Here is a 9,915-nt window from a genome sequence, read left to right as displayed (position 1 = left end):
GTTTTACTGGCGATAGTTACCGTGTGAAACATGCATTATCGAATCGCTAATTAGAAAGAAAGTAAGGGCTGGCAAAGTTCTAAACTTTTCATTGCATTCTTCTAAACTTTTTGCTTGCAAAATACACGCCTTTCGTAGTTTAATAAGATGTTTCCCAAAATTAGCTTTGTTTATACATAATACCTCTCCCCTTTTCATACTAATAAATAAATCTAGGACTTAGGGACACTGTTCTTAATCTGAATTTTTTTGTGGAGGTTTTTAATGTGAGGGAAGAGGTAGTTAGAAAAGTTCGTGCTGATAAAAAAATTGATTGTAAGCCTACAATTTTAGACAACCTAAAGGAATCAATCGATAGATTGAGTTACATCACTAACACGCCTATAAAAGATGTTGCAGAAGCATTAACTTTACTGTGTTTAGAAAGCGATAAAGTTATAGAATCATTATCTCCACATATGCGGAGAAATTATACATTTAATAATAATGTTTTTTATATTGGCGATGTGAAGAGGGAATCACTACAGAAACTACAGCTACAGGGGAATACATCTAGAATCACTATAAGATTTAAACAACAAGATATTGAAAAAATTAAATCCCTTGCATTTGCTCTGGATGTTACGCCATCTAAATGTGTGGCATTGTTACTTGAGTTTAGTTTTAAACATGCTGAGATTATAAATTCTTTTGTTAAAGAGTTTATACAAGGGAATTTGGATAAAAGGAGAATGGAAGAATTAGAAAAGGTGATTAAGTACATTGAGAGTCAAAATCCTAATCAGGAGAAGTTTGGATGGGTTGAGCTTATACAATACTTGTTTGATGAAGTTAAGATTAACTCGCAATCAATCACTACCACTCTTAAAGAATGGATAGATAAGGTTACATAGGGGAAGGGGAGATTACAAATAAAAAAACCTTTTATTAAGTAAAGGTTTTAAAAGTTAAGTTAGTAAATGAGCCTACACATTTCAAGAACATTGGCTAAATCTTCTTCGTGTAATTTTCCTATGTATCCTCTAGGTTGTCTAACACCATTTCTTTCAAATAGGGTTTGATTTAGATCTTTTTTTAGTATCGTTAACGGTTTGGATGTTCGAACCCTAGAGGGAGAGTTTAATCCTGCATATTTCCAATGTTTTAGGTCAACGTCAAAGTCATTTCGGGCAGGTGTCCGAGTAACAAAATTCACAATAAGACCTAACTTATCATTTGCTGAATCATTTCCTGTGATGACAATAGGACGACCAACAAACTTATTAGCTGTGTGTGACCATATGGGGGCAACCCACAAGTGTCCTTGTTTCATTACTTCATTAGATGTAATCGTTGTACTCTTCGTCATAATCGTTATTTTCCCCTTCAAACAAAAAATCGTAAGCTTTTCCTACTTTGATCGCTTCATCCTCTCTTGTGGTAACTTCTTTCAGTGTTTCCGGTCTATTTGCGATCTTTTTGCGTTTTCTGATCATCTGATCACTTCCTTTCTTTTTTATATTATAACATATTACCAGCAGTCTTTCCTGATAATTATAGAATAATACAACCTGACTTAGGGTATTAGGTATAATACTCAAATTACTAAAAATACTACTTGAATTATTATTAATAAATGTAGTAAAATTAGTGTACAAACCAAAAGTTGAAAGGGTGTATAATATGAACGCAGCAGCTAAAGTAATCAATGTAGCCAATTTTAAAGGAGGTGTGGGAAAAACAACCACTACCGTTTTACTTTCTTATTTACTTGCTCAAAGAGGGGAGAGAGTCCTTGTTTTAGATCTCGACCCACAGGCAAATGCAACTGATCTACTTGCAAGAACAGCAAATTTAGAGCGTTTAGATACTACATTGTATCAAGCAATGGCTGATAAAAACCTAACAAAAGCAATCGTAAAAATAAAAGAAAATTTAGATTTACTACCTTCTGACTTAGACTTAGTTGCTTTCCCATTCCTGCTTAATAAAGAAGCGAAAGACGACAATTATAAACGTGCTTATTTTGTTGACTTTCTTTTAGCACCTCTTAAGTCAACTTATGATTACATTTTTATTGATGTGCCACCTACAATTTCTGACTTTACTAATAATGCTGTCGTGTCTAGTGATTTTGTGATGATAGTAATGCAAACACACGAACGATCTTTGTCGGCTAGTGAAAAATTTATTCCATATCTACAGGATATGATCGATAATTACCATGCCAAAATTGACTTAATCGGTATTGTGCCTGTTTTGATGAAGAAGGATGGAACAGTAGACAATTTCATTATTTCTGAAGCTGAGAAACTTTTTGAAGAGGATCTATTCAAAGCGCATATATCGATCAGGGAGCGTATCAAAAGGTTTGATGTTAACGGAATCACAGAAGAGGATCATCATGATTTAAAAGTATTAGGCATGTATAATAATGTCTTAGATGAAATGTTAATGAGAATTAAGAAGTTAGAAGGGGTTGAAGTTTAATGTCTAAAAGTTTAAATAGAAAAAAAGTTACTTCTCAAGCGGAAAATCCGTTTATGAATGTAAATCGACCGAAAGAAGATGTTAAATTAAAGACAATGAAGGTGCCAGAAGATACACACAAAAAACTAATGGCTTTAGCAAAGAGTAAAGATGTTAAGTTATATGAATTGGTCGGTGAAATTGCAGAATACTACGCGGAACATGGACTGACCGAACAAGAAAAAGGGATCTATGGATTTCTCAAGAACAAATAAAATAAACGAAACAGGTAAAGCTAAAAAACTTTACCTGTTTTTTGTTATATTAATTAAAGACCATATTTTGTTGTTTTGTCTGAATCTGTTGCAACCTATTGATTAGCTGGTGCTTCGGTAGATGAAATTGTTCTAAAAGTAGTTCTAGTAAATTTTCTTGATACCAATCGATATATTGCAACATATGATATGGCATGGCGCAAAAGAGAGCGCATTTATTTGCGTCAATTTCTTGATATTTGTTTATGTATTTAGCTGTTTTGAGTTGATCGCCAGTATGTATTAATATATGAGTTAACTCGTGCCAAAATTCATAATGCTGTTGCCTACTATCAACATGTTTGTTTAAGGTGATTGCTTTGTAATTGCCTTGAAAGAAGGCAAATGAGGTTTGGTGGTAAAAAATCTCAATGTCAAACGCATTTGCAACAGTTTCAATTTTAAGATCATCTGGTAACAATATGCCTTTTTGTTTAAATCTTTGTGATATTAAATATTCAAGTCTGTTCGGAAAATAATCCATAAGTACTACTCCTTTTTCCCTTATACGAATAATATGATTCTCATATTTTATTATTTTTTTCCTCTAATAGGATTATATTGTATTCAAGAATACATATCAAGAGTAAAAAAAATAAATAAATTTATGTCCATGTAAGAAAAATAAATAAATATAGAAAGAATTTAAGGAAAAAGACCGAATAAAGCGATATTCTTATTTTTTTTTGAGAAATATTAAGTAGACCGATTAAAACAGTACATTTATACTAATTATATTTAAGGATCTAGAAATTAACCTAGATAAAGGAGGGACAAAATGATAATAAAAGAGAGTTCTTTCAACGAACTTGAAACTTTAAATGTATTGATAAGGGATCAAAACCCAGAAGCTGATAAACTTTTCTCTGAATTATCTACAAAACCACCTGTTAATCCTTCTGAAAAAAAATACTATTATGTTGTAACAGCACGATATTATTTACTTAAAAAAGACTTTCATTTGTTCGAAAAAACACAAGAATTAATGTTACCCTATATTGAGGATGATAAGCTTTATAACTTCTCATATCATTATTTTAATGCGCTATTTAAATTTTATCAGTCAGAGTATGAGGAATCACTGTACTTTTTTAAACTGGCAAGTAAATTTTTAAATAAGGTTGATCCCTTGGAACGAGGGGAGTTTTATTACAATTTATCTGCACTTTACTATGAGATTGATAAAATTACTTTATCGATTAAAAATGTATATAAAGCCTACGAGATATTTAAAGAGAATAATAAACTAAAGAGAATGGCAGATTGTCACATAGTAATTGCTAATAATAACTATGAAATAAAGCAATTAAAAGAGAGTGAATTACATTACAATCAAGCTCTAAAAATTTATAAAAAGTTAAATCACGACAATGTAAGTATATGCTATCATAATTTGGGTCATTTATACTCAAAATTAGGGAAACCAAAAGAATCCGTTTTGCAATTAACAAACGCACTTGAATTTGTAACTAATGATAAAGAACAGCTCATCAAAACTTATTATCTACTCTCAAGAGAATGTTATAGAATTAATGATATAGATACAGGAAATGAATATTATGAAAAAGCGATAGGTGTATGCAAAGAAACAAGTAATCATGAGTATATATATCATCTAAGAGTACAAAAAGCACTATATGACCCTGATTACTCTTATTATTTTGAAATGGAAACAGAGTTTAATAAAATAATTGATTTTTTTATTGAAAAAGGGTTATGGAATTACGTTGAGGAATATGCTTTAGTGATTGCTCAATACTATAAGGATAGTGAGCAATATGATCATGCGTGTGAATTCTTTGATTTAGCTCAAACGGCACGTGAGCGAGTGATTAAATCTAGAAATGATTTAATTTGAAGGGGTTGAAAAAATGAACAAAGTGATTTTTCTTGTTTTGATTAGCGGTCTTTGTCTATTCGGAGAGGAAACAGAAAACCTTGCTAGTAAACATACAATTACGCCAACGAGTACGGTAACAATAGTAGACTATATTTAAAGCCCCTAAGAATTTTATAGGGGCTTATTTTCTTCTTTTTTTAATCGTTTAATATGACCATGAAAAGATAAATTGATCAATTCGTACTCAAAAGTACTACAATGATTAGTAATATAGTTAGCAATTGCAAGTTCTAGTACTTCTGCTATTGTACCTTCTGCAAAATTAGTAATGAAATTTTGATAATGGGGAAGTAATCTAAAGTGTATATTTTCTCGTACTCTTGGTATTTCTCCATACTTAGATTTTAAATTTGACTCTAATCTTGTTATCCGATCACTTTTTTTAATGTATTTTAATTCGTTAAAGGATTTATTATATCTAATCAATTCATCTAGCATTTTTTCAGCTAAAGATGTTTTATTCAATTGTTTTAAATCGTCAATATTAAAATGTTCTGAGAAATGTTCCTTAAAATATAAGCTTATTAGTTCATCAGTAAGTGGATCTCGTTTACCATAAATACTAACTACAGTCTCAAAGCATATTTTATAAAAAGTAGATACTCTATATGATTTCGACTCATTAACTGACCTAACACTCTTTTCTGACATAATAGTCCCCTTTATTTCAGTACTATTTTTAAGATTAACAGGAATACCGTTATTCATTACCTTTGTTTTTATCTTTTGCTCTATGTTTAAGAAATTCTATATGATCTTTAATCTGTTGTATATCTGTTTCAGATAATCCGTCTAAATCAAAAAAGAATACGTTAGCTTCTTCATTAATTATATGATTATTTTTATCACTTGTAGTAATAGCACCTTTACTATCTTCTTGCTTTTCTACATTGTGTTCTCCCATGTAGCCGATAATCTTAAATAGTTCCTGTTCTGTCACGCCTAAAGGTTTAGCTAATTTATTAAGTACTTGGGCAGAGGGGTACTTTTTTACTCCTCTCTCAAGCATGGATATATAGGATTTGGATATACCAGATTTTAAAGCTAAGTTGCGAATCGTAAAGCCCTTTTCTTTTCTTTTTCTTTTTAAATATTCCCCGAATCTAAAATTATTTTCCATAGTGATCACCTTTCAAGCGGATTTCTTTAAACGCTTCTAACAAATAATTATAAGGCTTTAAGCTGTTTAATATAAGTCGATGAAAAAAATTGTCCAATAAAGTGATTAAAAAGTGTTTACTATAGTGAACTTTTGTAGTAATATAATGGTACTGATACGAAATAAATATGACCTGACTGAAAAGTAGGAAAGGAGTATGGCGGTGAGAGCTAAATTTCTTATGAAAAAAGATGTGAGTATGAAAATAGAACTAACCCTTGCGAAAATGGGACTAACAAAAAGGCAATTTGCGCAAAATATTGGTGTTTCTCATTCTTATTTTATCAGAGTTTTACGAGGGAAAACAAAAGCTGGAACTCTTGTAGCTACAAAAATTGCAAGTGGTCTTAAAAAAGACGTAGACGAGATTTTTTTGATTACTGTAGATTAATTTTTTTGTTTGAGTGTCCACTATAGTAAACGATGAAATATGGTGAAAGAGGTGGAAATGTGTGGGTGGAGTAATAGAAAAGCAAAACATCATTAAAAAAGTACCTAAAGTGGACGTAAATAGAACGAAACACGCAGTAGAAAAGATATTATTTGATTATCAACAGTACTCCTTGAGTTATGATTTTGAATCTGTCTCAATTACATCAACGCTTGAACACAATGCTACCTTTTCTAATCAATTCCACAGTAAAATAGAGAGCTTTATTGATAAAAAAGAGGAAATTGAAAATTTCTTGCTGTGGGTAATCCAATGTGTAAACAAATTAAAAAAAGAAGATAAAGAATTAATAATAAAAAGATACTTAACAAGAGACTTAGAAGATGAACCAGATTATGTCATACAGGAAAAATGCGGAATAAGCCGAACAGCCTATTATACAAAGAAAAAATCAGCTTTGATAAACTTGGCGTTCGCCTTAAAAGTTGTAGTTTTTAGAGAATAAAATATGGGTACAAAGTTTTGCAACTTTTGACGATATAAAATATGATATGAAAAGGAAGGGATCGCATAAGATGAGAAAAACAGTAAAAGTATTACTTTTAACGGTATTTGTTTTTTATGGAATGATGTCATCATCTAACTCAGCGCTTGCTAATACTTTTTACACGCCAGACAATCCTGGATCATCATCAATTACCATTACTACGGATCACACTGGGGATAATAGAGCGTCAGCAACAGGAGCTTTAGCTAAGTTTGTGAGAGGGGGATATGAACCAAACTCTGGTCAATTTTATCTCACTGGAAGCTATGAAGGGGTAGTGAATAATGGCGATAAAGTGACGGTCTATGTAGCAGAAGGGTCTGAACAAGGAACTTTTATATTAACTGTCACAACTATTGTCAAAGAACAAAATAAACCAAAACCAGAACCAAAACCAGAACCAAAACCAGAACCAAAACCAGAACCAAAACCAGAACCAAAACCAGAACCAAAACCGGTTAGCCCAACACCAGATAAGAAAAAAGAACAACCAAAAAAACAGGATAAACCTAGATCAGAAAGCTCTAATAAAAATAATAACTCAGGATCAGGGTCATCAAATACGGGTTCATCTAATCCAAGTACTAAAAAAGAGGAATCAAAACAAAGCGGAAGTAATTCAAACAATAGTAGTCAATCTAGTAATAGCACTCAAAGTAGTAATGGTGGTTCTTCTAGTAATAACACTGGAAGCAACAACGTAAAAATAGAGGATAAAGACGATGACAGTGTAGAAGCTCAAGAAGAAAAAGCGAAAATCTATACAGTCGATGAATTATTAGAACTGGAAGCGGAAGTCATTGAAAGGAACGGTCGCTATTTTGCTATTGTCAAATCAGAAGGAATTGAACAGGAAGTTACAAAAGAAGAAGCTGATATTTTGCTAGGAAATGAAGAAAATGGAGAAGTGGAAGAAATTGAAGAAGAAATGCAGGAAGAAGAAGAAATCTTAGAAGAGGAAACACAGGAAGAAGAAGACAAGCAATTCCCTGCTACGCCATTATTCATTATCGGTGGATCAGTTGTCACCGTTGGTGGAGGAACTGCTTTATACATGTATAATGAAGCCACACAAAAGTTTATCAATTCATTGATTAGTAAACTTAAGGCTTTATTCGGAAAATAAATTATTATATGGGGACTAAGTGAATCCTTAGTCCCTTTTATAATAGCTAATCATGATATTTATTTGATCATAGGAAGGAAATTACCGAAAGTAAAAATCGCTAATCGGATTATGTAGTGGAAAACAAATTGGGACATTTTACCGAAATAATAAATGTTACACAGTAGACCAATACTGTGCAGTGAGAAAGGGTGAGAAAAAATGCCTAATAAATATGGTGAAAAAGATTGGTTAGACACTGCTTTACCTTTACTAAATAGCCTTGAAATTGTTGATTTTGATGCAGACGGAGAAGTTTTATATTATGCCTTAATCGAAGATACAAAAGACAACAGAGAGGTATTAAAACAGGCTGGTGTAACAGATAAAGAAATTCAAGATTCTTTAGGTCATTTTAAAAGTGAAGGTGCGATTGACTTAACTGCATTCATTTGGAAGTTCGCAAATTGGTTTAATGGTAAGGAATTTGTTAGAGAAAAACCGTTTGATGATATGTGAGTTAATGAATAGTTCGAACAAACGGCTTATTGGAAAGGGGAATAATAAGGAGGTAATTAAATGAGATTGCAAAAAGCAAATGAAGATAATAAGAAATGTGGCTGGACTTTATGCCCTAGTTTTTTAACCAAGATACAAAGATATATAGCTGAATCAGAAGATTGCCCTTCGTTAGAGCAAATCGAAATGACACTATTAGCTTTTGAAGAAATAAACAAAAAACCAACAGAAGAAGATATGTTTGAAAGCATGGGTTGAGTCGCAGTACGATCATATAGCGACATAACAAAAACAAAGGGTATTCCACCAGATAATCCGAATATCCGTAAAAATAACTGATTATATTGTTGGACTTTTTCAGTACTTTTTAAGAACTGAAAAAGGACGCTTCCTGTGATATATTTGTAGCGTGGGAAAATATAGAATTATTTTTAAGGACTTGCTTCGTCTACGGAGCAAGTCTTTTTTTAGTAAAAAGAATGGGAGGTGGGCTTTATAGAGAGCATAGATCAGATTATTACAGAGGAATGCAACAAGAAGGGGTTATTGACATGTGACCAAAGGAAACAAACGATTGCCACTTTAGTCTGGGTAACTGGTTGGCACGATGGCTATTTTGAGGGGCTGGGTGACTCGGAATTAATCAAACTTTATAAAGAGAAGGTGATAAGATGAGTAGTTCTGTTATGTCAGAGGATGAGGTACAAAAGGTCATGTTTTTCTTGTTATCGTATTTTTTCGTAGCAGAAGAGTTATATGGTCTTTCTCGTCAGTATGGATTAGTAGTTAGAGAAGAGGGAAAGGAGGTAGACAATAAGCTTTGGTTTCTTGGCTGAAATATCTAATATTAGGGCTAGCTTTTAGTGGGGTTATGGCAATTACAGCGTACTATTACTCACAGCATTATGGGTCGTTGAATGCAGTGACAGAAATTGAAACAACTCTAAAGACCGCAAACGTTGGGGACTTGAGGGATAACCAAAATAATATATCAATTAGCAAAAAAGATGTAGTGGCTAACCTTATCACTGAGATAGTCAATACACAAAAAGATCATGGTAAGGATCTAAGAATTCAGTATGTTTTTTTAGATGTAAATGAATCTATAACAGAGATTGAAAAAGAGATCACAAGTGTCCAGTTCAAAGTGGAAATTCTGGATGAAAAAGGACGAGTTGCGTCTACGGTAGAGCGCCGACTAGGGTTGAAGGGAGGAATGTAAACAGTATGGGGGAAAAGACAGGTTTCCTTTTTTGTCTTGTCTTGTCGCTTGTTTTTATAGTGCCTTTTATGCTTGATATTACTTATTCAAGTATAAAAGGCAATCAATTCTTACATGTGAGTGACGAAATTCATAAGCTTGTTGGAGAAGAAGGTGGTGTGTCTGAACGAGTCAGAAACAAGGTTGTGTATGGCAAAATAAAAGTGCAGAGCTTTGCAAAGGAAAAATGCAGAGTCCTGCACTAAATTTTTGTGCGTAAACAAAAAAAGACTTGCCAGTCACCCCAAGTCCCACTACAGTAATTGTGTCA

At 32.5% G+C, this 9,915-nt stretch carries 17 protein-coding genes; 12 read left to right on the top strand and 5 right to left on the bottom strand.

The features are described 5' to 3' along the window. The first annotated feature begins 266 nt into the window (after positions 1–266). Complete coding sequence (locus E2L07_RS19320; protein ID WP_134230397.1) at positions 267–893, top strand: hypothetical protein; 627 nt, start codon at positions 267–269, stop codon at positions 891–893. Positions 894–952: 59 nt separating this feature from the next. On the opposite strand, the gene E2L07_RS19315 is transcribed toward E2L07_RS19320, so the two are convergent. Both E2L07_RS19315 and E2L07_RS20995 read right to left on the bottom strand, forming a co-directional pair. After that, positions 953–1,348, bottom strand: a complete 396-nt coding sequence (locus E2L07_RS19315; RefSeq protein ID WP_243855015.1) for a type II toxin-antitoxin system PemK/MazF family toxin — start codon at positions 1,346–1,348, stop codon at positions 953–955. Further along, entirely contained in the window at positions 1,320–1,475 is a 156-nt protein-coding gene (locus tag E2L07_RS20995; protein WP_166740136.1) for a hypothetical protein, read from the bottom strand. The genes E2L07_RS19315 and E2L07_RS20995 overlap by 29 nt, the downstream gene beginning before the upstream one ends. Before the next feature lie 187 nt (positions 1,476–1,662). Here E2L07_RS20995 and E2L07_RS19310 point away from each other — a divergent pair, with 187 nt between their 5' ends. Both E2L07_RS19310 and E2L07_RS19305 read left to right on the top strand, forming a co-directional pair. After that, complete coding sequence (locus tag E2L07_RS19310; RefSeq protein WP_134230396.1) at positions 1,663–2,469, top strand: ParA family protein; 807 nt, start codon at positions 1,663–1,665, stop codon at positions 2,467–2,469. After that, entirely contained in the window at positions 2,469–2,723 is a 255-nt protein-coding gene (locus E2L07_RS19305) for a hypothetical protein (RefSeq protein ID WP_134230395.1), read from the top strand. The genes E2L07_RS19310 and E2L07_RS19305 overlap by 1 nt, the downstream gene beginning before the upstream one ends. Positions 2,724–2,772: 49 nt before the next feature. Here the strand turns inward: E2L07_RS19305 and E2L07_RS19300 are convergent, their stop codons facing one another. Further along, complete coding sequence (locus tag E2L07_RS19300; RefSeq protein WP_134230394.1) at positions 2,773–3,246, bottom strand: ImmA/IrrE family metallo-endopeptidase; 474 nt, start codon at positions 3,244–3,246, stop codon at positions 2,773–2,775. A 294-nt stretch (positions 3,247–3,540) separates the two neighbouring features. Between E2L07_RS19300 and E2L07_RS19295 the strand changes: the two genes are divergently transcribed. Then, positions 3,541–4,620, top strand: coding sequence for a tetratricopeptide repeat protein (locus tag E2L07_RS19295; RefSeq protein WP_134230393.1), 1,080 nt, complete (start codon positions 3,541–3,543; stop codon positions 4,618–4,620). A 153-nt stretch (positions 4,621–4,773) separates the two neighbouring features. Here E2L07_RS19295 and E2L07_RS19290 read toward each other — a convergent pair whose 3' ends face one another. Together E2L07_RS19290 and E2L07_RS19285 are read right to left on the bottom strand one after the other, a co-directional pair. Next, positions 4,774–5,313 (bottom strand): hypothetical protein, encoded by a 540-nt coding sequence (locus tag E2L07_RS19290; protein WP_134230392.1) that lies wholly within the window; start codon positions 5,311–5,313, stop codon positions 4,774–4,776. Between the two features lie 49 nt (positions 5,314–5,362). After that, positions 5,363–5,782, bottom strand: a complete 420-nt coding sequence (locus E2L07_RS19285) for a helix-turn-helix domain-containing protein (protein ID WP_134230391.1) — start codon at positions 5,780–5,782, stop codon at positions 5,363–5,365. A 202-nt stretch (positions 5,783–5,984) separates the two neighbouring features. Between E2L07_RS19285 and E2L07_RS19280 the strand changes: the two genes are divergently transcribed. From E2L07_RS19280 to E2L07_RS19245, 8 genes are all read left to right on the top strand, one after another. Then, a complete protein-coding gene (locus E2L07_RS19280; protein ID WP_166740135.1) occupies positions 5,985–6,212 on the top strand; it encodes a helix-turn-helix transcriptional regulator in 228 nt (75 codons plus the stop codon). A 61-nt stretch (positions 6,213–6,273) separates the two neighbouring features. Next, complete coding sequence (locus E2L07_RS19275) at positions 6,274–6,717, top strand: ArpU family phage packaging/lysis transcriptional regulator (protein ID WP_134230389.1); 444 nt, start codon at positions 6,274–6,276, stop codon at positions 6,715–6,717. A gap of 70 nt (positions 6,718–6,787) precedes the next feature. Beyond that, entirely contained in the window at positions 6,788–7,885 is a 1,098-nt protein-coding gene (locus E2L07_RS20990; protein ID WP_166740133.1) for a hypothetical protein, read from the top strand. Between the two features lie 201 nt (positions 7,886–8,086). Then, complete coding sequence (locus E2L07_RS19260) at positions 8,087–8,383, top strand: hypothetical protein (RefSeq protein ID WP_134230386.1); 297 nt, start codon at positions 8,087–8,089, stop codon at positions 8,381–8,383. Positions 8,384–8,443: 60 nt separating this feature from the next. Then, positions 8,444–8,641 carry a hypothetical protein gene (locus E2L07_RS19255; protein WP_134230385.1) on the top strand — a complete coding sequence of 66 codons (198 nt, stop codon included), beginning with the start codon at positions 8,444–8,446 and terminating at the stop codon, positions 8,639–8,641. Between the two features lie 413 nt (positions 8,642–9,054). Beyond that, a complete protein-coding gene (locus tag E2L07_RS20985) occupies positions 9,055–9,219 on the top strand; it encodes a hypothetical protein (protein ID WP_166740134.1) in 165 nt (54 codons plus the stop codon). 86 nt (positions 9,220–9,305) lie between these two features. After that, positions 9,306–9,605: a hypothetical protein gene (locus tag E2L07_RS19250; protein ID WP_134230384.1), complete on the top strand. Its 300-nt coding sequence runs from the start codon at positions 9,306–9,308 to the stop codon at positions 9,603–9,605. Positions 9,606–9,610: 5 nt separating this feature from the next. Continuing rightward, a complete protein-coding gene (locus tag E2L07_RS19245; protein WP_134230383.1) occupies positions 9,611–9,850 on the top strand; it encodes a hypothetical protein in 240 nt (79 codons plus the stop codon). Positions 9,851–9,915 lie beyond the last annotated feature (65 nt).

Origin of the sequence: Halalkalibacterium halodurans, assembly GCF_004376175.1 — a bacterium.
Classification (GTDB): Bacteria; Bacillota; Bacilli; order Bacillales; family Bacillaceae_D; genus Halalkalibacterium; species Halalkalibacterium halodurans.
The sequence above is the reverse complement of the archived record's forward strand: the minus strand, read 5'-3'. Positions and strand labels throughout refer to the sequence as shown.